The sequence below is a fragment of the Flavobacterium sp. genome (assembly GCF_028689845.1).
Lineage (GTDB): Bacteria > Bacteroidota > Bacteroidia > Flavobacteriales > Flavobacteriaceae > Flavobacterium.
In genome coordinates, this window is sequence record NZ_JAQVCH010000026.1 from 1 (window position 1) to 25,754 (window position 25,754).

A 25,754-nucleotide genomic window follows, 5' to 3' on the forward strand; every position below is an offset into this window, starting at 1 on the left:
TCTTTAAAATGAAGTCTACAAGATTCTTCACTCCCAAAATTTGCTGTAAAACTGAATAAATTCATTGCTTTTTTTATCAAAAATAATACTTTTTATTTAATTATGGGTAATTACGGACAATCAAAAATATTTTAAATTATTCACAATTAATGAATAAAATAGCTAAATTTTTAATCTATGAACTAGCTTAATAATCTATTAACCCGTTGGGTGTAATTAAACTTTGAAATAATTACACCTAGCGGGTTCTATTACATAAAATTATTAGAAGTGAATCAGTATCTAGATTTTACCGCAGAAACAATACCTTGAACAATTATAATCAGGCATTATAATTTTCTATTTCTCATACCTTAACAACCTCAAAGCATTGAGTACAACAACCAAAGTAGAGCCTTCATGAAATACGACGGCTGGTCCTATTGCGATTGTGCCCATAATAGTCAAAGGAACCAAAAGGGCGACCATGCTCAAGCTGATTATTAAGTTTTGCTTTATAATAGTTTTTGCTTTTCTACTCAGCCCAATAGCGAACGGTAGATTATCTAGTTTATCAGCCATTAAAGCAATATCGGCTGTTTCTAAAGCAACATCCGAACCTGCCGCACCCATTGCAATACCAACAGTACTTTTTGCCATCGCAGGAGCATCATTTACACCATCTCCAACCATGGCTACACTGCCTTCTTGTTGTTTGAGTTGTTCAATTGCTCTTACTTTATCTTCTGGGAGCAAACTTCCCATTGGGTCAGTTATTCCTATATTTTTAGCTATCGCATCGGCTACTTTTTGATTATCTCCCGTAAGCATAATCATTCGTTTAATTCCCATTTTCTTTAAAGCCGCTAGGGTTGCGATGGCTTCGGGTCGAGCGACATCCATGGCAGAAATGATACCTAAATATTCATTATCTTGATGGACAATCATAGCCGTGTGTCCACCAAGCTCTAATTCCGACATTTTCAAATCAATTTCTTCAGGAACTGATTTTCCAGTCAACTCTTCAAAAAGTCTTCGGTTACCAATATGAACAATACTATTATTCCAATCGGCTTGGATACCTCTTGCTATTAACGCTTTTAAGTTTTCTGCAACAGGAATAGCAATTGCTCCAATTTCCTTTCTGCCTCCAACTACAATAGCGGCTGCCAAAGGATGATCGCTCAACATTTCTACTGCAACAGCAACCTTTAACAAATGCTCTTTAGTAACCGCTCCAAATGGAATTGCATGTGTTAACGTAGGTCTGCCTTCTGTTAACGTCCCGGTTTTATCAAATGCAATGGCGATTATTCCTCCCAAATCTTCCAAAGGACGACCTCCTTTAATTAATACTCCTTGTCGGGCAGCCCTTGCAATTCCAGCTAGTACGGCACTCGGCGTAGAAATAGCCAATGCACAAGGGGAAGCAGCAATCAACACAGACATTGCTCTGTAAAAACTCTGTTCAAAGGTTTCATCAATCACAACGAAAGCAAACAACAACAGGATTACTAAAATTAAAACTGATGGAACATAGTATTTTTCAAACTTATCCGTTAAGTGTTGGGTAGGAGATTTTTGAGTTTCGGCCTCTTTTACTAAATAAATTAATCGCGAAAGCGTACTGTCTTTTGATTCCTTTAAAACTTTAATTTCCAATGCTCCGTTGCCATTTATAGTTCCTGCAAAAACCCGATGCTCAGGAAGGAGTTTTTTAATCTCATTTTCATTTTGCCAGTTTTCATTCGGATATTTTGTAACAGGCATACTTTCGCCGGTGATAGAGGCTTGATTAACAGGACTTGATCCTTTTGTCACAACACCGTCTGCCGCTATTTTTGAATTAGGTCTAACAACAATAATATCGCCTACTTTAAGTTCTTCGATAGGCACTTCTTTCAATTCGCCATTTTGTTGGATTAGTGCCATTGGAGGAGCCAGATCAGAAAGAGCTGTAATTGATTTTCTAGCCCGTTTCATAGCATAATGTTCTAAAGCATGTCCTAAACTAAATAAAAAAAGCAGCAAAGCACTTTCGCCCCACTTTCCCAAAAGAGCAGCACCAATAGCAGCAAATAGCATCAGAAAATCAATTTCAAACTTCCCTCTTAATAAATCTTTACCTGCACTGATAAAAGTAAATACCCCACCAAAAAGAGCTCCTATGATAAAAAGTATCGTGGCTATATTTTCAGAAGAATTGATAAAGGAAACGATAACGCCCACTATCCAAAAAACACCACTTATAATGGCAAAATAAAGTTCGGAATTTTCTCCTAGTATATTGAGATTAGAATGCGAATGGTGTGTACTATCTTCTTTATGCGACTTCTCGTTAACCGTTTTCACCTTAACATTTGCTAAACCTAATTTATTAAGTGCCAAAATAATTTCCGCTTCACTCGTCTGATGGTCATCCCATTCTATAAGCATTACTCCCGAAGTTGAAATAGAGACATATCCAATACCAGCTTTTTTACTCAAAATTTGTTCTATCCTTCGGGCTTCTCGAATATGTTGCTTTCTTCCTATTTCAATTTGGAGTTTGTTTGTCATTGTTTGATGGTTATTATAACTATTTTATTGAACGAGAACCTGAAAAAACAGAGGAAAAGTTAGGTTTTCCTATCAATTATATTTTTAATTGGATGTTAAATATATGAAAAAAAAATGAAAAAATCCTTTGAGTTTACCTCAAAGGATTTTATTAGTCGGGATGACTGGATTCGAACCAGCGACCCCTAGCACCCCATGCTAGTAAGCTACCAGGCTGCTCTACATCCCGAAAAGCGTGTGCAAATGTAATTCATTGCATACCTATTTACAAAAATATCAATGTGAAAAAATCAAATTTAAAAGCGATTAATTCGTTTCTGTGAAATTTTTTTGTAATAAAAAAAAAGCCTTTACAAGAAAGGCTTTGTCTTTAAAATTAAAGTTGATTTTATTGCATCGCAGCCAATGCGTTAATTATTCCATGTCCAAATTGTGAATTTTTGGTAGGGTAAAACTGGGATGATTGCTTCATTTTTGTTAACACTTGACTTTTATTCCAACTTGGATTTTTAGACCAAACTAAGGCTGCAATTCCAGCTGTAGTTGCTGTAGCTACCGAAGAGCCTCCGACATAATCAGCTTGATTATTATAATAACTCAAAACCGGAATCGTATTATTGCTTCCTGCTCTTTGCATCATGATGGTAAAATCAATTTCACTTCCGCTGTGACAAACATCACATTTTTGATAGGTTGAAGCTTCTTTAATTCCTGTAACAGCAACTGTTTCTGGCATCCAAGCAGGAAAAATAACGCCCACAAAGTTGGTGAATGAAGTAGAAGTTCCTCCAGCACAAAAAATCAATTTTCCACGGTTATTGGCATATCGCACACCGTCTGTTATTTTTCCAACCGAAAAAATATGTCCCATCGACATCGAAATAATTTTGACATCCGAACGAATTCCTAAACTAGTAAAAGCATTTTTGACTCCATTTTGTTCATGATAGCCATTCAACACTACGTCTGAAGAGGCCCGATAAGTTACTAAATTTGCATTATAAGCAACGCCTACAGGCAATCCGTAAGCATTTCGAGGAGCAGTTGCTGCAGAAGCCATACTTGTACCGTGACCACATAAATCATTTATACCATCTGTTGTGGTAGACCATGGCCAAGCAGAATCAACATACGTTCCATAACGTTGTACAAATCGTCCTGAAGAAAGCCCGCTATTAAAACCAGATCCCATTAACGATTGTTGTGAAGATAACCCAGAATCAATAACACCAATGGTAACACCGCTTCCTGTAGCATAACCCCATGCACTTGGGATTCCGTGTTTATAAAATGCCCAAGGCACTTGTGCGTTTGGAGAAATGGTAGTGAAATCGGCTGAACTAATAGTAGAAGTACTGTAACCACAGCCAGAATCAGAATAAACTTGATTACCTTCTTTGGGATCGGATTGGTTTTCGAAAGAAAAATAACGATAATCAGCTGGTTCCACATAACGAATATACCGATTTTGTCGTAAAGCTTCTATTGTTTCTTGCTTTGTAATTACGACATCAATTAAATTTAGATAACCGTCTTGGTTAACAATCCAATTCGGATTAGTGCTTCCTTCGTAACGTTTTATTAAATCTAAAATTTCGGATTGCATTTTAGAAGACAAGGGCGATTTGGCTCGGTCAAAGTCAGTTTGATTAGTTCCAAAACCAATGGTCACCAAATTATTTCCATTCACAACAGCACTCCACAATTGGTGCGTAGTCGCCTTACTCCAATCAAATTTTTCGCCTACTTGATTAAATGAATTAATATAGTCATTAATTTGTCTCCCTGTTAACGGTTCTTGTTGTTCTGGAGTTACAATTAACGTTTCTTTTTTATCTTCTTCTTTAGAACAAGAAACAATCAATAACAATAAGATTACGGAAATCTTGCTTAATTTTTTTATCATACTATAATTTATTAGCTTATTTATTGCGAATATAGCATATTTTAATATTCAAAAACAAAAAGCTAATAAAATGTTAATAAAAAAAGTCACCACCTCAAGGCAATGACTTTTTTGCTCGACAAAGTCGAATATCAACCAAATCTACAACTTAAAATTTCATACCAACACCTATGCCTACAATCCAAGGGTCAATAGTTACTTCTGCTGGAATATTTAAACCTGGCGATAGATTAGAAGCATCAACGGTAACATCGGTTTTTAAGAATAAGCGTTTCACATCAAAATTGATAAAATAGGTATCGTCAAAAAGAATGTCAAAACCAACTTGTCCTGCATATCCTAAGGCATTATCATATTCTACATCTTTCACAACGCTACCTTCTTTTACATTATAAAATAAAGTGTAATTAAGACCAGCTCCTACATAGGGCTTGAATTTTCGTTCTTTCATTGGGAAAAAGTGATATTGAAAAGTCAAGGTTGGTGGCAATAACATGACACTTCCTAAATCTACATCAAAACTTGTTGGTCCGCCAATAGCAGAAATATCAGAACCAGTAGTGCTTACATCATGCTTAGCAGTTCCAAGAATTAATTCGGCTGCAAAATTTTCTGTAAAGAAATAAGTAAAATCCAATTCGGGTACAAATGCATTTGAAATAGCTACGTCACCACCAATAATTCCAATGGTTGCCGATTGGTCAGGATAAATTCCGATTCCTCTTAAACGAACTTGCCAATTTTTTTTAGAATCGGTCGTAGTTTGCTCTTGTCCTTGAACAAAACTAGTCATCAATAAAGACGCTGTAACGAATAAAAAAGTTATTTTTCTCATGTTTATTTGATTTAAAATCATAGTTCAAATGTAATTGTATCCTTATTTTAAATACCTGATAAAAATCATTTTTAAAAATCAAATTCTAGCCTATTAATATTTAAAATTCCTATAATTTGTTCATACCTTTGCCATCCTATGCAACGAACAATCAACATACAAAACAAAAGAGCCAAATTTGATTATGAATTTTTGGAGAAATATGATGCTGGTATAGTATTAACTGGTACTGAGATTAAATCCATTCGATTAGGAAAAGCCAATATAACCGATAGCTTTTGTGAGTTTCATAATGGCGAATTATTTGTGATTAATTCGCAAATTGAAGAATATTCATTTGGAACGCATTATAATCATAAAGCAAAAAGCGAACGCAAACTTTTGTTAAATAAAAAAGAGTTGAAAAGCTTAGAAAAAAGCCTTCAGAACAAAGGTCTGACTATCATTCCGTTACGGCTTTTTATTAATGAAAAAGGATATGCCAAATTGGAAATTGCTTTATCCAGAGGTAAGAAAACCTATGATAAGCGGGAAACAATTAAAGACCGTGATACCAAACGTGAAATTGATCGAGTCAAGAAAAGTTTTTAACCAATAACTTGAAAAAAATTATACATTTAACCCATTCAAAAATAATTATCAAAAAACTATGAAAAAAATCCTCGGTTTATTCTTTTTTACCATCCTAATAGGATGTAGCAGTAGTAACACCACCATTGTTAATAGCTGGCGAGATCCATCCAGTTCTGTTGAAAGCGAACAATTCAAAAAAGTACTCGTTGTAGCTCTTTTAAAAGATGATGTCACAAGACGTGTTGTTGAAACAAAGTTTGAAGAATTTAATTCTGGCTTTAAACCTTCTTATAATTTTTTACATATAGGAAATAAAGATATGACCCAAGAAATGCTTGTCAAATTATTAAAATTAGAAAATTTTGATGGCGTTGTCACCTTACGATTGGTTGACACCAAACAAGAAACAGATTATGTAGCTGGAATGAATACCGCTGTTTATTACAACACTCCTTATTACGGAGCTTACGGTGCATACGGCGGAGCTTTTGGAGGTTGGTATAATTATTATTCTCCTTATTATTATGATACTGGTTATTATGTAGAAAACACCTATTATTTTATTGAAACGAATATTTTTTCTTTAAAAGATGATAAACTCATCTGGTCTGGAACTACAAAATCATACAATGTTGCGGAGCATATTGATGAAACGGCGACCAATGTTATCGATGAAATAGTAAAACAAATGAGAAAAGACGGCTCATTGCCTCCAAAAAAGTAAACTATTTTTTTTACACTTTAATAAAGACAAGTATTCCAAATAGGGTTTACTTGTTTTTTTTTACAAAAATAATTAGTTCTTATTTTCTAACAAAGGAACAAATCGAAATTCGCCAAATTCTTGTTTTTCGAATTGCGTCTCATTTTTTCGCGTGAGCATCGTCATGATTTGCTCTTTTTCACCCAATGGAATAACGAGCCTTCCTCCTACTTTTAATTGTGCGAGTAAGGCTTGCGGAATGAAAGGAGCCCCTGCTGTGACAATAATACTATCAAACGGAGCAGATTCTGGCAAACCTTTGTACCCATCTCCAAAAATAAATTTTTTTGGTATAAAACCCAAGGTCGGCAAAAAGCGTGATGTTTTTTTAAACAATTCATTTTGACGTTCAATCGAATAAACTTTGGCTCCCATTAAACACAAAACTGCGGTTTGATAGCCGGAACCAGTTCCTATTTCAAGGATTTTATCCTCTTTTTTAATGGCTAGTAATTGGGTTTGAAAAGCAACCGTATAAGGTTGCGAAATGGTCTGCCCTGCTCCAATAGGAAACGCTTTGTCTTGATACGCATATTGTTCAAAACTAGAATCTAAAAAAAGGTGTCTTGGAATCTTCCGAATGGCTTCCAATACATTTTTATCATGAATGCCTTTTTCTTCTAAAACCTTAACCAATTGATTTCGTAATCCTTTATGTTTTTCTGTATCTTTCACCTTTAGGTCACATTAGTTTCTGTAAAAATAATTCTTATAATTCAATATCCAAATTAAAAAGATGCAATAAACTTTTCTTCTAATAAAGCATTGTTTTAATTCAAATTTAAGATTTCAATAACAGAGAAAATACAATTTTATAGATTGATTTTCTTATATAATTACTATTTTTGATAAAATTTAAGTGTATGCTAAAAGTTGGTGTTTTAGGTGCTGGTCACCTTGGAAAAATCCATTTGCGATTGCTCAAACAATCTTCTAAATATGAATTAATTGGTTTTTATGATGAAAATGCTGAACATGCAGAAAAAATAGCGGCTGAATTTGGTTATAAGCGATTCGACACCATTGCTAAATTAATACATGCTGTGGACGTTATTGATATTGTTACGCCAACACTTTCCCATTATAAATGTGCGAAAGTTTCTATCAAATCTGGAAAACATGTTTTTATTGAAAAGCCAATTTCTACTACTGTAGCCGAAGCGGAAGAAATTATCGCTTTAGCAAAAGAACACAATATCATAGGCCAAGTTGGCCATGTGGAACGCTTTAATCCCGCATTCATCGCAGTCAAAAATCAAATTGACAATCCGATGTTTATAGAAACCCATCGATTAGCCGAATTTAATCCAAGAGGCACAGATGTTCCCGTAGTTTTAGACTTAATGATTCATGATATTGATGCTATTTTGAGTGTTGTGAAATCTAAAGTAAAATCGGTTCATGCTAGTGGCGTTTCAGTTTTGAGCCAGTCTCCCGATATTGCCAATGCTCGAATTGAATTTGAAAACGGTTGTGTAGCCAATGTTACTTCCAGCCGGATTTCGATGAAAAACATGCGAAAATCGCGTTTCTTTCAAAAAGATGCTTACATCTCCGTAGATTATTTAGATAAAATTTGTGAAGTCGTAAAAATGAAAGATGCTCCTGAAGTGCCAGGTGATTTTGATATGATTCTGCAAAATGCTGAAGGCGTAAAAAAACAAATCTATTTTGACAATCCAGAAGTGACACAAAACAATGCCATTTTACTTGAATTAGAAACTTTTGCAGATGCTATTAATAACAAATCAACACCTATCGTCACATTAGAAGATGGTACGGAAGCTTTAAGAGTAGCTTATATGATTATTGATTCGATGAATAAGAAATAATAGTAACCGTAAATTCTAAAATTATTGTTTTTATATAATTTCCGAATTTGTGGTAAAATTTTTAAATAAAAATAAAATGAAACAAATAGCTGTAATTGGAGCTGGAACAATGGGTAACGGAATTGCTCATACGTTTGCTCAATCAGGATTTACTGTAAAATTAATCGATCTTACTGAAAAATCATTAGAAAAAGGAATGGCAACGATTGCTTCCAACTTGGAAAGAATGGTCGCAAAAGGAACTATATCGGAAGAAGACAAACACAAAACTATTTCAAACATCATTACCTATACGGACATTAAAGATGGTATTGTTGGTTGTGATTTAGTAGTTGAAGCGGCTACTGAAAATGTGGGTTTAAAAATGAATATTTTCAAGCAATTGAGTGAAATTTGTGACCATCATGTTATTTTAGCTTCAAATACTTCTTCAATTTCTATTACACAAATTGCTGCACAAGTTGTTCATCCAGAACGTGTTATCGGAATGCACTTTATGAATCCGGTACCTATTATGAAATTGGTAGAAATTATTCGTGGTTATTCAACCTCTGATGAAGTAACTAAAATCATCATGGATTTATCAGTGAAATTAGGAAAAACGCCAACAGAAGTGAATGATTATCCTGGTTTTGTAGCTAACCGAATCTTAATGCCGATGATTAACGAAGCTGTGGAAACCTTGTACAATGGTGTTGCTGGAGTTTCTGAAATTGATACGGTGATGAAACTAGGAATGGCTCATCCGATGGGTCCCTTACAATTAGCAGATTTTATCGGACTTGACGTTTGTCTTTCTATCTTAAATGTCATGTACGATGGTTTCAAAAACCCAAAATACGCACCTTGTCCGCTATTAGTCAATATGGTTATGGCTGGAAAACTAGGCGTAAAATCGGGTGAAGGCTTTTATGATTATAGCGAAAGTAGAAAAGCGGAATTTGTATCAAAACAATTTTTAAAGTAAACAGTCGCAGTCGCAGTTTTCAGGTCTAATGTGACTTAAAACTGTGACTGAATACTAAAAATATGTCAAAAATCATCCCTTTCAAAGCTGTTCGTCCTGCTCCTGACAAAGTTGCTTTGGTTTCGTGTAGAAATTATGATGATTATAGTGCCGCTGAGCTTGCTGCTTGGCTAAATTTTAATCCGTATTCCTTTCTTCATGTGATTAATCCTGCTTTTGCAAATGTTCAAAAAATCAGTCTCGACAAACGCTTTAAAGGAGTCGCCTTAAAATACCAAGATTTCAAAAACGAACATATTTTTGAACAAGAAGACAATCCTGTTTTTTATGTATATGAAATTGAATCGAAAAAACAGCATTTCACTGGAATAATTGCAGGAACTTCGGTAGAAGATTATCAAAAAGGTGTAATAAAAAAGCACGAAGACACGTTGAATTATCGTGTAGAATTGTTTAAAGATTATTTGCATCAAACGCAATTTAATACGGAACCGGTTTTAATTACCTATCCCGATTCAGTTGAATTAAACACGTGGATTTTAATCAAAAAACAAAGTGAACCTTTGTATCGTTTTACCACTACAAACAAAGAAAAGCATACGCTCTGGAAAATTGATACACAAAGCGATTTAGATTGGTTGACTTCTCATTTTGAAAAAATCCCTAATTTATATATTGCAGATGGGCATCATCGTTCTGCTTCTGCAGAATTATTATATGAGCAAGACAAACACTTAGGAAATGAAAGTCTTCGTTATTTTATGAGTTTTTTAATTCCGGAAAGTAATGTCAAAATTTATGAATACAATCGAATTGTTCGTGATTTGAATGGGTTTTCGAAAGAAGCTTTTTTAAAAAATTTAGAAACGCATTTTATTATCAAAAATAAAGAACAAGAATTATGGAAGCCGCAGGATAAATTTGAATTCGGAATGTATTTAGATGGTCATTTTTATGCCCTGTTTTATAAAAATACGAAAGAAAATAGTTCTGTTTTTGACAATTTAGATGCACAAATTTTATATGAACATGTTTTATTGCCAATTCTAGGAATTGAAGATTTGCGAAACGATGAACGCATTGATTATATTTCTGGAAAACTCCCAATTACAGCCATTAAAGAAGTAATTGACGAAGGTGAATTTGAAGTTGGCTTTATGCTTTATCCTTCAAATATAAATGAAATTAAAGCTTTTGCAGATAACCAATTAATCATGCCTCCAAAAAGCACTTACATTGAACCAAAGTTTAGAAGTGGTTTGATTGTGTATGAGTTGTGATTTGAAAATAAGACAATATGAAAATTTGAAAATGAATATAGAACAAAACCTTACACGCATAAAATCTAACCTTCCAAAAAATGTGACACTTGTTGCAGTTTCTAAAACCAAACCGGTAGCCGACTTGATGGAAGCATATGAAGCGGGTCAACGCATATTTGGAGAAAACAAAGTCCAAGAAATGACTGAAAAATGGGAACAAATGCCAAAAGATATTGAGTGGCACATGATTGGCCATGTTCAAACCAATAAAGTCAAATACATGATTCCGTATGTCAAATTGATTCACGGCGTGGATAGTTTAAAACTGCTCAAAGAAATCAATCGATTGGCAAAAAGATGGCGTAAAACAGTCGATTGCTTATTGCAAATTCATATTGCTGAAGAAGAAACTAAATTTGGTTTAGATGAAAAAGAGTTAGAAGAAGTACTAAAACAAATTAATATTGATGGTAGTGAATTTGAAAACATTCGCATTGTTGGCTTAATGGGAATGGCAACTTTTACGGATAATCAAGAGCAAATTAAACGAGAGTTTTTACATTTGAAATCCATTTTTGAAAATTTACTGAATCAACCTACAACACAAAACCTACAACCTACAACCTTATCCATGGGAATGTCTGGCGATTATCAACTCGCAATTGATTGCGGTAGTAACATGGTTCGGATTGGAAGTAGTATCTTTGGAACAAGATAAGATAAAATAAAATAGAATAAAGAAAAAAGACTAATTACTATTCACTAATTACCAATAACTTACTTGTACGCAATTTTAGACATAGAAACCACTGGTGGACAATTTAACGAAGAAGGAATTACTGAAATAGCCATATATAAATACGATGGTCATGAAATAATAGATCAATTTATAAGTTTGGTTAATCCAGAAATTCCAATTCAGCCTTTCGTTGTAAAATTAACAGGAATAAACAATGCGATGCTGCGTTCTGCTCCTAAATTTTATGAAGTAGCTAAACGTATAATTGAAATTACCGAAGGCAGTATTGTGGTTGCACATAACGCTTCTTTTGATTATCGAATTCTGCAAACGGAATTTAGACGATTAGGTTTTCGATTTCAAAAACAAACCCTTTGCACGGTAGAATTATCCAAGAAATTAATTCCGGATCAAGAATCATATAGTTTAGGAAAACTCGTTCGTGCTTTAGGGATTCCAATGGCCGACAGACATCGAGCAAGTGGTGATGCGATGGCGACGGTCAAACTATTTAAAATGCTTTTGGCGAAAGATGTTGAAAAAGAAATTGTCAAAAGTTTAGTAAAAACCGAAATCAAATCGGGAATGTCTCCCAAATTACTTGATATTGTTGAAAACCTGCCTTCAAAAACTGGAATTTATTACATTCATAACGAAAAAGGCGATTTAATTTACATTGGAAAAAGTAAAAACATCAAAAAAAGAGTTAATCAACATTTTACGGGTACCACCTCAAAATGCAAAAAAATTCAAGCAGAAGTATATACGGTTAGTTATGAAGAAACAGCAAGCGAACTGATTGCCTTACTCAAAGAAAGTGAAGAAATAAAGGTTAACAAACCCATTTATAACCGAGCACAACGCAAAAGCATTTTTCAATGGGCTTTGTATGCACAGAAAGATGAGCAAGGTTATTTAGCGTTACTATTGCAGAAAGCAGATGGTCGAAAAAAGGAAATTACCTCTTTTGCTTCGTTGCAAGAAGGAAAAAACACGTTGTTTAAAATCACGGATAAATACCAATTATGCCAAAAAATAAACGGATTATACGACACTAAAAACGCATGTTTCAAATATAAAATTAAAGAATGTGCAGGTGCTTGTATTCAAGAAGAATCCCAAGAAACTTATAACCAAAGGGTGACGGAATTTATAGAAATGAATCAGTTTGAAAATGAAAATATGATAGTGTTAGACCGTGGACGATCAGTAGAAGAACGTTCGGCTATACTGATAGAAAACGGCATTTATAAAGGCTATTGTTTTTATGATTTAAATTATCAAGTCACCAATGTTGAAGTGCTCAGAAATATTTTAATTCCGATGCAAAACAACCGCGATGTTCGTCAAATTATTCAAAGCTACCTCAGAAAGAACAAAGTTTGGAAGATTATTAAATTTTAACTGAGTTAATTTTAAATAGTATACTTTTTTGTGCCACACTATTTTAGATAAAAGCTTACAAAAATAAAAAGCCACCTATTGCTAGGTGGCTTACTTATTTAAAAGAAAATCTATTTATTCTTTAATTACTCTTACCGTTTTAGTTACATTATTAGAAGTAACTTTAACTAAATAAGCTCCAGAAGCATAACTTGACATATCGATTTCTGCCGTTGTTGTATTAAATGAATTAGAAGTCATTTTTTGACCTAATAAATTAAATATTTCAACTTGAGCTATGTTTTGGCTATAGGCTAAATTTAAAACATTTTTCACTGGATTTGGATAAGCAACAAAGCTAGAACTATCAAAAGAATTCGCACTTAATTGAACATCTACAATAATATTATCTACAAATAGATAAAATTGATCTGCATCAGAATAGGCATTAAATCCAAAATAATGTACTCCAGTTGCTGTAGGTGTAAATTCAACTAAGCTATTAATTCCAGGATTATTTGTTACATCGCCATGGTCAACTAATAAATTAGTCATCGCTGATGCTGATGCTGAAGTACCATAAGCTACTTTTAACTTCTCTGGGAAAGTTGCTCCTGTTGACCCATAATCATAAGAGATTTTATAAGCAGTTCCAGCAGTTAAATTTATTCCTTGTGTAAAAAACCATACATTAGCATCATTACTAGAATTATAAGTATAGGTTAAGGCTTTAGTTGCAAAACCATATGCAGTACCATTTGTTGTAACTGTCCATAAGTTACCACCTCCTACATTCTCTTGAGAAGTACAGTTTGGTAAAGCGATATCTACAGCTGATTCAAAATCTTGACTGTAAGGAACGTCTGTTGCAGTACAAGCTGTTGTAAAAGTAAATGGACCTGACCAAGTACTCTCATCTGTGCCACAATTAGCTCTTACATAAAAACTATAAGCTGTATTACTAGTTAATCCACCTAAATTCTGAGGATTTGTAGCATCAGTAATGTTTGGTGTTCCAGTGGCAGTAAAACCGACAGTTCCCCACTCAATATCCCAAACCGTTGCTGATCCATTTTCTGTCCATCCTAAATCTGCAGAAACCGCTGTTATAGCAGAAGCCGAAAGTGCAGTTGGAGGCAAACAAGCTGGTGCTTCTGTGATATTTATTGCAAAATCTAATGTAACTCCCCATGATCCAGAATAACATGGATCAACTGTTGTCATAAAATCAGCAGTTACAATTCTCATTCTGTGTTGACCTAAGGGAGCAGTTAATGGCATTATAAATGAAGCATTCAAGGTCATAGGATTTGCATTAGTCGATTCGCCTGTATAAACCAATTCTCCCTCATCAGTAAAATCTAAATCATTATTAAAATCAATAAGAATATAAGTATTGTAAGTCACACCCGTTCCAAATGTAATTTGAACGTTATTACTAATTCCTTGTGACATATTCACTATTGTAGCGGTATGATCAAAATAAGTAACATCCGTTGTTGGAAAATCTGTCGATTGAACTTGAACACTTGTAATTCCGTTTCCATCATTCGATGTAGGAACAGAAGGACAATAACATCCATTCACGTTAGTACTAAATGACATTTCCGTACAATCTGTTGCAGGACCAGTTGCATTAAATGGAACAATAGTATAAAAATAAGTTGTTGCCATAGTTCCTACAAACGAATACGTTAATGAGTTGCCAATAAGCAGATTATCAGCTAGGTCTGTTCCGCCTGAAGTGGTTCCCATTGTAATTCTGTAACCATCTGCTCCAGTAGCAGCATTCCAAGTAATTAAATTAGCAAAGTTTCCACAAGTTGGATTAGGAGTAGCAACAATATTAGTAGCACAAGTTGGAACAGAAGAAGGCGTTGCTCTAACTTCAAAATTATCAATTGAAAAATCGATGTCTGCAGGACCATCTTCGCTACCTTCAATAGCTCTAAATGCAAAACGAACCGTTTGTCCTGCATAATCATCTAAATCAAGTACTAAAGAAGTTCCTGTACTTGAAGGTTGATTGGTATCATTATATATATGTAAGATTGTCCAATTAGTAGTTCCTGTAGTCGAAACTAATATTTGAATAAAATCATCTGCTTCCCATGCATTAGTTGGTGCATTAGTTGAACTATACTGGGTAGCCGCTGCATCAAATTTTAATTCATAACCTGTGGTAGGGATGCTAATTAAAGGCGAAATAACCCAATCATTAGCTCCAGTATAAAAAATGTTATTTCTAAAAGCTCCAGTTGTTCCAACATTAGCAAAACCATCTGCTCCCCAGCCTGAACCAGTTGCGGCAGTAGGGCCAACTTCTAAATCTCCACCAAATTGATTAGACCAACAACCTGGAACGAAAGTATCAAATGTTTCGATAAAATCAGGAATCAAAGTTCCACAAGTAGCAAAAGAAGATTCAGTACAATTTGATGCATCGCCATTAGAATTTGTAGGCGTTATAGTAACATAATAAGTTGTTCCTGCTGCTAAGCTTCCTAAATTATAAGTAAGTACATTTCCAACATCAAAATTGTTTAAGATATCGGTAGCTCCTGCAGAAGTTCCAACGCTCAATTTGTAGCTTGTTGCACCTCCAGTTGCTGCAGGCCATGCAATAACTGGGTTAGAGACATTTACAGCTCCATTAGCAGGAGTTGATAAAGCAGTACAGTTTGGAGGGTTTACCAAAGATATTGCCGTAAAGCTCGTTACATTAAAATTAAGACCATTGGGAGTACCCCATTGTCCTACTGCAATGTATACGGTTTGATTAGCTGCAATATTAGCAGTTACCGTTTTAGTAGCGTTACTTCCTGTTGAACCTTGAGCTGCTAACATCCCAGAAAAAGAAGTTCCTGTACAGTTTGAAAAAATTCCAATACCATTCCAACTATTTACAGAGAATGTTGTCATTGATATTTCTTCTGGCGTTGGACCTGATGTATATTGAAACAGGTAAACATCGTCATCCCAATAGAATCCGTTTGTAGCACCCGTATCCGTTGGGTTATCATTCCAATCTTCTGGACCACCAGTCCCGGGTGTAATAATGCCAGTTGCCGTATAACCGTTAGTTATTGGCACTGCACTTCCACATCCAAATTGCGCATTTACTTGTAAAGACGCAAAGAGGACAAATAGAAATAAAGTAATTTTTTTCATAATAATAGTAATATATAGTTTATACTGCTAAGATAATCATAATAAATTTATTGTTAAGGAAGGTTTTCTTAATATCGACAAAGTGCTGAAATAATCGTCAAAAAGCATTTTATCTTTGTTAATTATAAGATATTTCATGTTTTTATGAATGCTTTAACACAAAAAAATATCTTTTTCAGTTCCTTAAGTTGTTCCCAACAATCATTAGGAATCAATCCTATTTTTAATTCATCTTCTAAAAGTAAAACTATCATTTTATAGGAGTTTCTTTAAAATAAAAAGTCAACTTACAGTGTTTTAATACCAAAAAAGAACTTGCAGCCCTATTCAAATATTCAATCGTATATTTGCAAACACGAAGTAGAGTAAACTAATTAGATTGTAATTGTATAAACTTGTTTTTTTATGAAAAGTATTGTCAAATCGAAATATGAAATTTTTAAACAAAAAGCCCATATTATCATTTATGGAACCAATACCATTTATGGTCGTCTTTTTGATTTAATCCTATTAGGAATCATATTACTTAGTGTTATTTTGATTATGTTAGAAACGGTAAAGGGTTTCGACACAAAGTACCATACTTATTTAGTGACGCTTGAGTGGATTATCACAATTTTCTTTACTATTGAATATATTTTAAGAATTATTACTATAAAAAAACCTAAAACTTATATTTTTAGTTTTTATGGAATTATTGATTTATTGGCGACTTTACCAATGTATTTGTCTTTTTTTGTAACTGGCACGAGCGTGTTTACCGTCATTAGAGCTTTACGATTATTGCGATTATTCAAAATTTTAAATCACCCTCAATTTTCTAATCAATCTGTACATTTACGGGATTCCATCATCGCTAGTAGAGGGCGAATTTTGGTGTTTATGTATTTTATGTTAATTAGCTGTGTAATCATTGGTTCGGTTATGTATGTTGTGGAAGGCGAAGCTGCTGGGTTTACTAGTATTCCCGTTTCGATATATTGGTGTATCGTGACGCTAACAACTGTTGGTTTTGGCGACATTACACCCATCACTCCGTTAGGTCAGTTTATTGCTTCGTTTGTAATGATTCTGGGTTATGGAGTCATTGCTGTTCCGACAGGAATTGTTACCGTAGAAATTGCTAAAAACGCCCTAAAATCTAATGAAAATAACAAAACAGTTTGCACCACTTGCAATTCTAATGAACATTTAATTTCTGCAAAATATTGTCAAAAATGTGGCTCTGAATTATAAAATGAACTATTTAATTACCATAATTGGCCCTACTGCTATTGGAAAAACAACTTTAAGTATTGCTTTAGCCAAGCATTTTGAATGTGAGATTATTTCATGTGATAGCCGACAATTTTATAAAGAAATGCAAATTGGAACGGCAGTACCTAGTCCTTTAGAACAAGCTGTTGCTCCGCACCATTTTATTCAACATAAATCAATTTTTGAATCGTATACCGTTGGTGATTTTGAACGGGAAACTCTTCAAAAACTAGAAGAACTTTTTGCTAAAAATCAGATTCAAATACTGGTTGGCGGTTCAGGATTATATGTAGATGCTCTATTAAAAGGATTTGATGATTTTCCAACAATTGCACCTTCTATTCGAGAAGAAATTCGAAAAGAATATGAAGCTAAAGGACTGATGTACCTGCAAGAAACACTTCAACAAAGTGATTTAAATTACTATCAAACGTTGCTTAAAGAAAATCCGCAAACTTTACAAAACCCACAACGAATGATGCGTTTTGTAGAAGTTTCTGTTGGAAGCGGAAAACCCTACTCTTCTTTTTTAAACCAAAAGAAAATTACACGAAATTTTACTCCGATTATAATTGGTTTAGAAGCCAATCGCGATATAATGTACCATCGAATTAACCATAGAGTCGATTTAATGTTGGAAGAAGGATTGTTGGAAGAAGTCAAAAAACTGCATCCACATAAAGAATTAAATGCTCTTCAAACAGTTGGTTACAGAGAATTATTTGATTATTTGGATGAAAAAACTTCGTTAGATTTTGCTGTTGATGAAATCAAAAAAAATACCAGACGATTCGCCAAAAGACAACTTACTTGGTTTAAACGGACTGAAGGCACACAATGGTTTGATTATCAAAAAGATGCGAATGAAATAGTTGAGCACATAAAAAATAAATTGCGTTAACGCAACCTTTTTCATTTTTTTGAATGGTGTGTATTAAGTGACACAAATGCATTAAATTATAACTAATCCCAAAACAGTTCACTATGCCAATTTCTGCTAATTTCACCTCTATATATTCCAAAGAATGGGAAATAAATTTCATTCAATGTTATCCCAATGGTCATTTAAAATATACTGAACTATGTACTATTTTTCAGCTCACCGCCGCACTTCATGCTGAAAAAGGAGGTTTAAGTTTTACGGACATGCAGGTTTTTGATCAAGCTTGGGTGTTGAGTCTGATGCGTGTGGAAGTTGACCAATTGCCCAAGTGGGGCGACGTCGTAACGGTTAAAACTTGGATTATTGAAATGAGCGGTTTCCGTTCTATTCGTGCTTTGGAACTGTTTGTTGGAAATAAAAAATTGGCCGGAGCACTCACCAATTGGGTTGTTTTAAATACCAAATTACGAAAACCTGAATCATTGGCTTTGCCTTTTAATCATTTTGAAATGCATCCTGAAATGCAACCGACAGTAAAACAAGTAGAAAAAATAGCGATAACCGAAGCAGTAAAAATTTTAAAAACAAACGCAGTTGTACTTTCTGATTTAGACATCGTTAATCACGCCAATAACGTAAAATATTTAGAATGGTGTTTAGACAGTATCTCGCCTGATTTAATCTTATCTCAAAAGATTAAAGCGTTGGATATGAATTTTTTACGAGAGCTTCATTTACATGATGTTATTGAAATAAGTGCCGCTTTAGAAGAAATTCCACTTGTTATTTCTGTCAGCAAAAAAGGCAAAAATAGTTTTGCTCTTCAAATAGAAATTTAATTAAAGCATTATTTATAGCAAAAAAAAAAGCCTCTTTTCAGAGGCTCATTTTTATATTTCAGATTTGTTTTTGATAACTAATCGGAAACCTTCTCCGTGAATATTTAAAATTTCCACATCTGGATCTAGTTTTAAGTATTTTCTTAATTTGGCAATGTAAACGTCCATACTTCTAGAAGTAAAGTAGTTATCATCTCTCCAAATTTTAGTCAACGCTAATTCTCTTGGCATCAAATCATTTTCATGCAAAGCCAACATCTTTAGCAATTCATTTTCTTTCGGAGACAATTTAATCGGTTCATCCGAAGAAAAGGTCAAGAAACGCAATTTTGAATTCAGATGAAACTTTCCAATTTGGAATTCAAATTTAAGGTTATCACTTTTGTTTTCAGATAGTTTACGTTGCATGATGGCTTTGATTTTCATCAACAACACTTCCGAGTCAAACGGTTTATTTAAGTAATCATCTGCTCCTACTTTATATCCTTTTAACACATCCTCTTTCATTGATTTGGCGGTTAAAAATACGATAGGCACTTCTTTATTTTTTTCTCTAATTTCTTTTGCTAAAGTATAGCCGTCTTTATAAGGCATCATGACATCCAAAATACACAAATCAAACGTGTCTTTTTTGAATTTTTCAAATCCTTCCATTCCGTTTTTTGCCAAAACGACATCAAAATCATTTAGCATTAAGTAATCTTTTAATATCGCTCCAAAATTTGGATCGTCTTCAACTAAAAGAATTTTTTTGTTTTCTGTTTCCATAGGTTATTTAAATTTAGTGGTATTTAATTAATTAAGGGCAATTTTATAATAAAGGTACTCCCTTTTCCTTTTTCACTCTCAACGGAAATTGTTCCGTTATGTTCTTCAATAATTCGCTTTACGTAAGCTAATCCCAATCCATGTCCTTTTACATTATGAATATCGCCCGTATGTTCTCTATAAAACTTTTCAAATATTCGTTTTTGGGCTACTTTACTCATTCCCGCTCCATGATCTTTCACTTTTATGACTACAAAATCTTTTATGTTTTCAGTAAAAACTTCAATTTTAGGTTTCTCTGGCGAATATTTTATCGCATTATCTAAAATATTCACAAACACATTGGTAAAATGCACCTCATTTAAAAGGATAGAAGTTCTATTTGCATTAAAATGCGTGACGATACTTCCTTCTCTACTTTCTATAATCAAACTCACATGTTCAATGGCATCATTTATAATTTCATTGACGTCTGTCGCTTCTTTATTAATTTCTAATTCTCTTTTTTCTAATTTAGAAATTCGCAATACGTTTTCAACCTGGGCATGCATCCGTTTATTTTCATCTCGAATCATTTGAAGATACCGATGAATTTTTTCTTTATCATCAATAACTTTTGGATTTTTAATCGCATCCAAAGCCAAATTAATGGTTGCTATCGGCGTTTTAAATTCATGCGTCATATTGTTGATGAAATCTGTTTTGATTTCGGAAATCTGACGTTGTTTAAACAATTGATTCAAGGCATTGGTATAGGCAATGATGATGATTAACGTGAAAACCAACGATAAAATGGCAATTCCAATTAAATCTGAAAAGATAAATTTCTTCTTTTCTGGAAAACTCACCAACAATTGATATTGACTTCTACCATCATTATCTGTAAAAATCGGAATACTATAGGTATCTTTCTTATTAAATTTAAATTTATCCGATTTTACTTTGGTTGCTAAACCATTGCTATAAATTCCAAATTCAAATGGCGTATTAATACCATATTCTGTTAACTGTCTTTTAAGCAATTCTTGTAATTTTTCGTTTGAAACCCTACGCTGTATAGGATACGTTAAGGCAATATCCGTAAAGGAAATGTCGTAAAGTAATTTATCTAATACTTTCAGTTTTCCCGATTTTTCAATTTTCATATCGGGTGTTAACGTATTCTGCAAAGTAGACTTATCAATTCCATTGTGATAAATCTCTGTTTTTCGTTTCGAGGAAAAACTCTTTACTTTCAGACTGTCTAATTTTTTATCAAAGAACGAGGGTGAAATCGTAAAATCTTGTGAATTGATACTATTGGAATAAATAATCGTTTCATTCGTTTGAGAATTTCGTTGATAATAACCAAATTCTAAAAAATCCGTATCTACCTTATCACGACCTGTACTGTCTTTAAACTGATTGATTTTATCTACAAACGATAAAATTTCTTGTTCTTGCATATTATTGGCGACATTCCCCAATACTTGTTTTACATGAAATTTAAATTGTTCTTGATTATTCTCAATTGAAGAATTAAACCAATATACCTGAACTAAAATAATTCCAACAAGTGAAACACTCATTAAAAAAACTAATAGTTTAAACAATACTCTATTCATCGATACAAAATTAACATTTTAACATTTCCATTGTTAATAGATTAACCAAACATTAACAACGTATTTATTTTTTATAGATTATTTAATACTTTAAGAATTTCATCCACTTCTTGTTTAGTCTGTTCAAAATCAATATTTTCAATCACAAAATCGCTTTTTAGAATTCGTTGTTCATCTGTCCATTGATTATTCATACGAGCTAACACAGCTTCTTCTGTCGCATTATCCCGTTTTATAACTCTTTGTAATCGCAACGAAGCGGGTGCAACCACTGTGATCACTTTATCGCAATACTTTTCGCCACCCGTTTCAAACAAAATGGCAACTTCTTTAATAATGTAGGGATAATCTCGATGTTTTTTTACCCATTTTATAAAATGCTCGTGTACAGCAGGATGAATAATCGCATTTAATTGAGCTAGCTTTTCAGGTTCTTTAAAAACGATTGCTGCCAATTTAGCACGATTAATTTTTTTGTCATCGAAAACCGAATCTCCAAAAATAATTTTTATTTTTTTGAGAATAGTTTGGGATTGCATTAGTTTTTTAGCTTCTACATCTGCAATATAAACCGGAACTCCATGAGTAATAAATAGTTGGGCAACAGCTGATTTTCCACTGCCTATTCCGCCAGTTAAGCCAATTATCTTAGTCATTTTCTTTCTTTTTTAAAAAACAATTCAGGGAATTCGACTTCAGGGTCTTTTTTAAAGAGCGTTACCACCACATACGAGAGCAAAAAACCCACACCATATCCATAAAATTGAATGAAGGTGGCCACCAAAGTCAAAGCTCCAATTTTTAAACTCTTGTTTTGAAGAGTTGAAAGTAAAAACAAAAGTAAAAAATAAGCAAAAAAACAAAAAATAGGAAAATAAATCCCAAATAATAAGGCAATGATTGCAATGTCTAAGGCAAGAATAAATAAGGTTGGGAAAAAAAATGTTATTTTGTTTGTAGCAGGATGCCACTGCGATAAAATTGGTCGAACTTTTCCGAATTTATAAACTTGTTTATAAAATTTAGTCCAATCGATTCTTCGCTTATGATAAACAAAAGCTTGCTTTATTAAGGCGGTTTCAAAACCTAAGTTCCACAAACGAATTGATAAATCTGGGTCTTCTCCAGGATGAATGAGTCCAAAACCTCCAGAAGCCTCAAATGCTTTTTTGGAGATGCCCATATTAAAACTTCTGGGTTGAAATTTATTTAATTTTTCTGAGCCACCTCTAATTCCACCCGTGGTTAAAAAAGAGGTCATACTAAAATTAATTGCTTTCTGAATACTTGAAAAACTGTCCAAGGCTTTGTCTGGTCCACCAAAACAATCGACATACTTTTGATTTAAAGCTTTTTCTACTTCTAGTAAATATTCACTTGGGATGATACAATCAGAATCAAAAATAATAAAATAATTACCCCTTGCTTGTTGCATCCCAAAATTTCGAGAATCTCCTGGTCCAGAATTGGCTTTATAAAAATAACGAATCGTTAATGTGGATGAAAATTTTGATTGTACCGATTCACAAGTTAGGCTTGAACCATCTTCTACAATAATGATTTCAAACGGTTTAGCATAGGTTTGAGTCACAAGACTAGCTAACAATTCCTCGATTTCATCAGGTCGATTAAAAACAGGTATGATGATTGAAAAATACATATCAAAATTTTAACAAATATACGGTATAAATAACAAAAGCCACGCGGTTGGCGTGGCTTTTGAAATCAATTAAAAGTAAATTATTGTTTAATTACTTTGATTGTTTTTTCAAGATTATCTATGGTCGTTATCTTAACTAAGTAAGTTCCTGTCGCTAAAGCAGACATATCTAATTGTCCTTGATTTGCATTCAAAGTTGAAGAAATCATTTGTTGACCTAAAAGATTAAAAACTGTTACTTTTGAGATATTTGAAACGTAAGACAAATTCAATATATCTTTTACTGGGTTTGGATAATAAGAAAAATTCGTATTATCAAAAGAAGCTGCACTTAAAGAAGCATCATAAGCAGAAACGACAAAGGTACCTTGTGTTCCATTGTATCCCCAAATTCTAATTAAAACGGTTTGATTAGCTAAATCCGATAACGTTATTTGAGATAATAATCCGTTTTCATCATCATTACAATCTACTTGCTCTAAAGCAGCACAGTTGCCTGTATAAATTTCCATTCCCGTATCTAACAACCCGCCATTTCCTTGTATTTCAACGGTTAATGTTCCAGAAGCTGGTACTGTAGCAGTATACCAAACATCTTTTCCGTCAGACTCAAAATTGAAGTTAGCACAAGCAGGAACTGGATTTGCTGCATCAACGGTTGCACCAAAACTAGTAGTCGTAAAAGGATAATCTTCAAAAACACCACCTGAAGTTAATGCAATAGCATTCGCACAAGCATCATTTTCTGGTGCATCTGGTGGAGTTCCACAAGAAACCACTCTAGCTCTAAAATCAAAAGAAGCTGAACATGCATTATCATCATGCACATAAAAACGAACTGCTCCTGTTACAGTTGAAGTCCACGTTAATGGTGTAACACCATAAGCTAATACAACTGTACCATCTTCGTTTCCAATAGTAACTCTATCCGTAGTTACACTACTTGAAAAAGTATATTCTGTTCCGGTAATTAAATTTACAGCAGAATACTCTCCTGAGAAACCTGCAGTAGTAATATTTTCATTGCTTCCTACACAAGCAGGAGTAAAAATACTTCCTGGCCATTGACCATTTGGATCGTTTAAACATCCTTCAAAGACCGCTTCATTCACGGTTAAAACACCACTTAAATAAGTTGTGCCATCCCAGAAACCAAAGTTCGTACCGCCGTAAGCATAATCGCCATTGTTTAATCTAAATCTGGAAGCATAATAATAGGTTCCAGGTGTTAACCCTGCTCCAATTTCTGCTAGATATTCATCGTTATTATTTCCATCCGTTTCCACATTAAATGTTGCAGGAACCCAATTGGTCCATGTGTTAGGATTTGTATTTTGACCAACTGGACTCGTCCCAATCCAAGCAGTAATTCCAGGAGCTTGGCCGGTGGTGGTATCTGTTAAGCCTTCTTCATAAACTCGGGCATAAACGATAGCAGAACCATTTTGGTTGATTGTTGCGTCATAAGGAAATTGTAAATTTACATAATCTGGAAAATCAGTAGACGTTACACCACAAGCTACTGAACGTGTTCTACTTTCTTCGTCTACCACACATTGATCATCAACATGAGAATAAAACTGAACTTGTCCGGTTACATCGGCTACCCAAGTTAAAGGTGTAAAACCGAAAGCAGTTGCTGTAGCTCCTGCATCTGCACTTAAAGTAATAAAATCAGTCGTTCCCGATTTAAAAATATAGGTTTCCCCTGCCGTTACGTTCACTATAGAATACTCGCCAGTATAACCATTATCCGTGATGATATTATCTGTAATTCCGTCACATGTTTCAGGCGTATAACCTTCGGTTCCGCTTGGCCATTGACCATTTGGTGCATTAAAACAGTATCCAGGAGGTCCTTGCGTTGTAAATGTCCAAATTGGACAATCTTGGGCGATTCCACCTAAATTTTTAGGAACAATTTTCCAATAAAAGGTAAAATTAAAATCAGATAAACCTACTTGTGCACTAGTAGTCGTATAATTTGCTAAAAAAGTAGTTACATCTGCAGGATCGATTCCGTAGTAAAAATCATAAGAAGAAGGTGCTCCACCTGTTGCAGGGGCATTCCAAGCAAATGTGATTGTTCCAACTGGTACACCAGTAGCATTATCCAATGGTGAAATAACAGTTGCACAACTTGGTGCATCAACCGATGATTCCATATTAACATTATCAATTGCCCAATTATCACCGTCATCATTAGTCATAACAAAAGCGATATAAATATTTTGACCCACATACGCACTTAAATCAACAGACTTTTGCGTCATGGTTGTAATATTTAAATCTGCTTCAGTTTGAGCTAAAACAGTTGTAAACGTACTAATATCTGTTTGTGAAGTCGTAGATACTTTTATATCATAAGTATTGCCATAATCAACTGTATACTGTTGTCTTTGGTAGAAAGTTAACAATGTATTTGGTGCCGTAACCATGTGCATCGGACTTACTAACCAATCTTCTGCTAACCCTCCAGTAACATCTTCATAGCGAACGAAAGCTCCTTGAACTCCGTCTTGTACAAACACGGTTGCTGTAGAAACTGTCCAATCAAAACCAGTTCCTAGTCCGTTGGCTCCTCTAAAAGAGGCCCAACCTGTTGGAGGAACGGTTGTTTCAAAACTTTCGGGAAATTGTGCAAAAGCCGTAAATCCCCAAAGCAATAATAAACATTGCGTAATTTTTTTCATTTTCTTTAAAGGTTTTAAATTTCAATCGTTAAATATAATAAAAAAATGCCCATAAAATATATTATGAGCATCGTTTTTTTG

General features: G+C 33.9%; 20 protein-coding genes and 1 tRNA gene. 10 read left to right on the plus strand and 11 right to left on the minus strand.

Annotation, left to right across the window (positions count from 1 at the left end; genetic code table 11):
• Positions 1-339: 339 nt before the first annotated feature.
• The 4 genes from PHR76_RS10095 to PHR76_RS10110 all read right to left on the minus strand — a co-directional run bounded on the left by PHR76_RS10095 (position 340) and on the right by PHR76_RS10110 (position 5,279).
• A complete protein-coding gene (locus PHR76_RS10095; RefSeq protein ID WP_300061888.1) occupies positions 340-2,538 on the minus strand; it encodes a heavy metal translocating P-type ATPase in 2,199 nt (732 codons plus the stop codon).
• 155 nt (positions 2,539-2,693) lie between these two features.
• Positions 2,694-2,767: transfer RNA gene (locus tag PHR76_RS10100), tRNA-Pro, on the minus strand.
• A gap of 159 nt (positions 2,768-2,926) precedes the next feature.
• Positions 2,927-4,444, minus strand: a complete 1,518-nt coding sequence (locus PHR76_RS10105; RefSeq protein ID WP_300061890.1) for a S8/S53 family peptidase — start codon at positions 4,442-4,444, stop codon at positions 2,927-2,929.
• A gap of 148 nt (positions 4,445-4,592) precedes the next feature.
• Positions 4,593-5,279: an OmpW family outer membrane protein gene (locus PHR76_RS10110; RefSeq protein WP_300061893.1), complete on the minus strand. Its 687-nt coding sequence runs from the start codon at positions 5,277-5,279 to the stop codon at positions 4,593-4,595.
• Positions 5,280-5,417: 138 nt separating this feature from the next.
• On the opposite strand from PHR76_RS10110, the gene smpB reads away from it, so the two are divergent.
• Together smpB and PHR76_RS10120 are read left to right on the plus strand one after the other, a co-directional pair.
• Complete coding sequence (gene smpB, locus PHR76_RS10115) at positions 5,418-5,870, plus strand: SsrA-binding protein SmpB (protein ID WP_300061896.1); 453 nt, start codon at positions 5,418-5,420, stop codon at positions 5,868-5,870.
• Between the two features lie 58 nt (positions 5,871-5,928).
• Positions 5,929-6,576: a hypothetical protein gene (locus tag PHR76_RS10120; RefSeq protein WP_300061899.1), complete on the plus strand. Its 648-nt coding sequence runs from the start codon at positions 5,929-5,931 to the stop codon at positions 6,574-6,576.
• Between the two features lie 72 nt (positions 6,577-6,648).
• Here the strand turns inward: PHR76_RS10120 and PHR76_RS10125 are convergent, their stop codons facing one another.
• Positions 6,649-7,290, minus strand: a complete 642-nt coding sequence (locus tag PHR76_RS10125; RefSeq protein WP_300061902.1) for a protein-L-isoaspartate(D-aspartate) O-methyltransferase — start codon at positions 7,288-7,290, stop codon at positions 6,649-6,651.
• A gap of 188 nt (positions 7,291-7,478) precedes the next feature.
• Here PHR76_RS10125 and PHR76_RS10130 point away from each other — a divergent pair, with 188 nt between their 5' ends.
• From PHR76_RS10130 to PHR76_RS10150, 5 genes are all read left to right on the plus strand, one after another.
• Entirely contained in the window at positions 7,479-8,447 is a 969-nt protein-coding gene (locus PHR76_RS10130; protein ID WP_300061905.1) for a Gfo/Idh/MocA family oxidoreductase, read from the plus strand.
• A gap of 76 nt (positions 8,448-8,523) precedes the next feature.
• Positions 8,524-9,414 (plus strand): 3-hydroxybutyryl-CoA dehydrogenase, encoded by an 891-nt coding sequence (locus PHR76_RS10135; RefSeq protein WP_300061907.1) that lies wholly within the window; start codon positions 8,524-8,526, stop codon positions 9,412-9,414.
• Positions 9,415-9,476: 62 nt separating this feature from the next.
• The gene (locus PHR76_RS10140) at positions 9,477-10,694 is read left to right on the plus strand and encodes a DUF1015 domain-containing protein (protein WP_300061910.1); all 1,218 of its coding nucleotides are present in this window, start codon (positions 9,477-9,479) and stop codon (positions 10,692-10,694) included.
• Positions 10,684-11,394, plus strand: coding sequence for a YggS family pyridoxal phosphate-dependent enzyme (locus PHR76_RS10145; protein WP_300061913.1), 711 nt, complete (start codon positions 10,684-10,686; stop codon positions 11,392-11,394). Before PHR76_RS10140 ends, PHR76_RS10145 begins: the two co-directional genes overlap by 11 nt.
• A gap of 63 nt (positions 11,395-11,457) precedes the next feature.
• The gene (locus PHR76_RS10150) at positions 11,458-12,819 is read left to right on the plus strand and encodes an exonuclease domain-containing protein (protein WP_300061915.1); all 1,362 of its coding nucleotides are present in this window, start codon (positions 11,458-11,460) and stop codon (positions 12,817-12,819) included.
• A gap of 114 nt (positions 12,820-12,933) precedes the next feature.
• Here the strand turns inward: PHR76_RS10150 and PHR76_RS10155 are convergent, their stop codons facing one another.
• Positions 12,934-15,969, minus strand: a complete 3,036-nt coding sequence (locus tag PHR76_RS10155; protein ID WP_300061918.1) for a T9SS type A sorting domain-containing protein — start codon at positions 15,967-15,969, stop codon at positions 12,934-12,936.
• 405 nt (positions 15,970-16,374) lie between these two features.
• Between PHR76_RS10155 and PHR76_RS10160 the strand changes: the two genes are divergently transcribed.
• The 3 genes from PHR76_RS10160 (at position 16,375) to PHR76_RS10170 (ending at position 18,948) form a co-directional block, all read left to right on the plus strand.
• A complete protein-coding gene (locus tag PHR76_RS10160; RefSeq protein WP_300061921.1) occupies positions 16,375-17,205 on the plus strand; it encodes an ion transporter in 831 nt (276 codons plus the stop codon).
• Position 17,206: 1 nt separating this feature from the next.
• Complete coding sequence (gene miaA / locus PHR76_RS10165; protein ID WP_300061924.1) at positions 17,207-18,127, plus strand: tRNA (adenosine(37)-N6)-dimethylallyltransferase MiaA; 921 nt, start codon at positions 17,207-17,209, stop codon at positions 18,125-18,127.
• An 83-nt stretch (positions 18,128-18,210) separates the two neighbouring features.
• Positions 18,211-18,948, plus strand: coding sequence for an acyl-ACP thioesterase domain-containing protein (locus PHR76_RS10170; RefSeq protein WP_300061926.1), 738 nt, complete (start codon positions 18,211-18,213; stop codon positions 18,946-18,948).
• A 51-nt stretch (positions 18,949-18,999) separates the two neighbouring features.
• Here PHR76_RS10170 and PHR76_RS10175 read toward each other — a convergent pair whose 3' ends face one another.
• From PHR76_RS10175 to PHR76_RS10195, 5 genes are all read right to left on the minus strand, one after another.
• The gene (locus PHR76_RS10175) at positions 19,000-19,716 is read right to left on the minus strand and encodes a response regulator transcription factor (protein ID WP_300061929.1); all 717 of its coding nucleotides are present in this window, start codon (positions 19,714-19,716) and stop codon (positions 19,000-19,002) included.
• Between the two features lie 23 nt (positions 19,717-19,739).
• Entirely contained in the window at positions 19,740-21,320 is a 1,581-nt protein-coding gene (locus PHR76_RS10180) for a HAMP domain-containing sensor histidine kinase (RefSeq protein WP_300061931.1), read from the minus strand.
• 71 nt (positions 21,321-21,391) lie between these two features.
• Complete coding sequence (gene coaE, locus PHR76_RS10185; protein ID WP_300061933.1) at positions 21,392-21,976, minus strand: dephospho-CoA kinase; 585 nt, start codon at positions 21,974-21,976, stop codon at positions 21,392-21,394.
• Positions 21,973-22,980, minus strand: a complete 1,008-nt coding sequence (locus tag PHR76_RS10190) for a glycosyltransferase (protein WP_300061935.1) — start codon at positions 22,978-22,980, stop codon at positions 21,973-21,975. The genes coaE and PHR76_RS10190 overlap by 4 nt, the downstream gene beginning before the upstream one ends.
• 80 nt (positions 22,981-23,060) lie before the next feature.
• Complete coding sequence (locus tag PHR76_RS10195) at positions 23,061-25,673, minus strand: choice-of-anchor J domain-containing protein (protein ID WP_300061938.1); 2,613 nt, start codon at positions 25,671-25,673, stop codon at positions 23,061-23,063.
• Between the last annotated feature and the right edge of the window lie 81 nt (positions 25,674-25,754).

Excerpts from the sequence above, each read along its gene's own strand:
- PHR76_RS10095 (WP_300061888.1), bottom strand. The coding sequence starts at position 2,538 with ATGACAAACAAACTCCAAATTGAAATAGGAAGAAAGCAACATATTCGA.
- PHR76_RS10105 (WP_300061890.1), bottom strand. The coding sequence starts at position 4,444 with ATGATAAAAAAATTAAGCAAGATTTCCGTAATCTTATTGTTATTGATT.
- PHR76_RS10110 (WP_300061893.1), bottom strand. The coding sequence starts at position 5,279 with ATGAGAAAAATAACTTTTTTATTCGTTACAGCGTCTTTATTGATGACT.
- smpB (WP_300061896.1), top strand. The coding sequence starts at position 5,418 with ATGCAACGAACAATCAACATACAAAACAAAAGAGCCAAATTTGATTAT.
- PHR76_RS10120 (WP_300061899.1), top strand. The coding sequence starts at position 5,929 with ATGAAAAAAATCCTCGGTTTATTCTTTTTTACCATCCTAATAGGATGT.
- PHR76_RS10130 (WP_300061905.1), top strand. The coding sequence starts at position 7,479 with ATGCTAAAAGTTGGTGTTTTAGGTGCTGGTCACCTTGGAAAAATCCAT.
- PHR76_RS10135 (WP_300061907.1), top strand. The coding sequence starts at position 8,524 with ATGAAACAAATAGCTGTAATTGGAGCTGGAACAATGGGTAACGGAATT.
- PHR76_RS10140 (WP_300061910.1), top strand. The coding sequence starts at position 9,477 with ATGTCAAAAATCATCCCTTTCAAAGCTGTTCGTCCTGCTCCTGACAAA.
- PHR76_RS10145 (WP_300061913.1), top strand. The coding sequence starts at position 10,684 with ATGAGTTGTGATTTGAAAATAAGACAATATGAAAATTTGAAAATGAAT.
- PHR76_RS10155 (WP_300061918.1), bottom strand. The coding sequence starts at position 15,969 with ATGAAAAAAATTACTTTATTTCTATTTGTCCTCTTTGCGTCTTTACAA.
- PHR76_RS10160 (WP_300061921.1), top strand. The coding sequence starts at position 16,375 with ATGAAAAGTATTGTCAAATCGAAATATGAAATTTTTAAACAAAAAGCC.
- miaA (WP_300061924.1), top strand. The coding sequence starts at position 17,207 with ATGAACTATTTAATTACCATAATTGGCCCTACTGCTATTGGAAAAACA.
- PHR76_RS10170 (WP_300061926.1), top strand. The coding sequence starts at position 18,211 with ATGCCAATTTCTGCTAATTTCACCTCTATATATTCCAAAGAATGGGAA.
- PHR76_RS10175 (WP_300061929.1), bottom strand. The coding sequence starts at position 19,716 with ATGGAAACAGAAAACAAAAAAATTCTTTTAGTTGAAGACGATCCAAAT.
- PHR76_RS10180 (WP_300061931.1), bottom strand. The coding sequence starts at position 21,320 with ATGAATAGAGTATTGTTTAAACTATTAGTTTTTTTAATGAGTGTTTCA.
- coaE (WP_300061933.1), bottom strand. The coding sequence starts at position 21,976 with ATGACTAAGATAATTGGCTTAACTGGCGGAATAGGCAGTGGAAAATCA.
- PHR76_RS10190 (WP_300061935.1), bottom strand. The coding sequence starts at position 22,980 with ATGTATTTTTCAATCATCATACCTGTTTTTAATCGACCTGATGAAATC.
- PHR76_RS10195 (WP_300061938.1), bottom strand. The coding sequence starts at position 25,673 with ATGAAAAAAATTACGCAATGTTTATTATTGCTTTGGGGATTTACGGCT.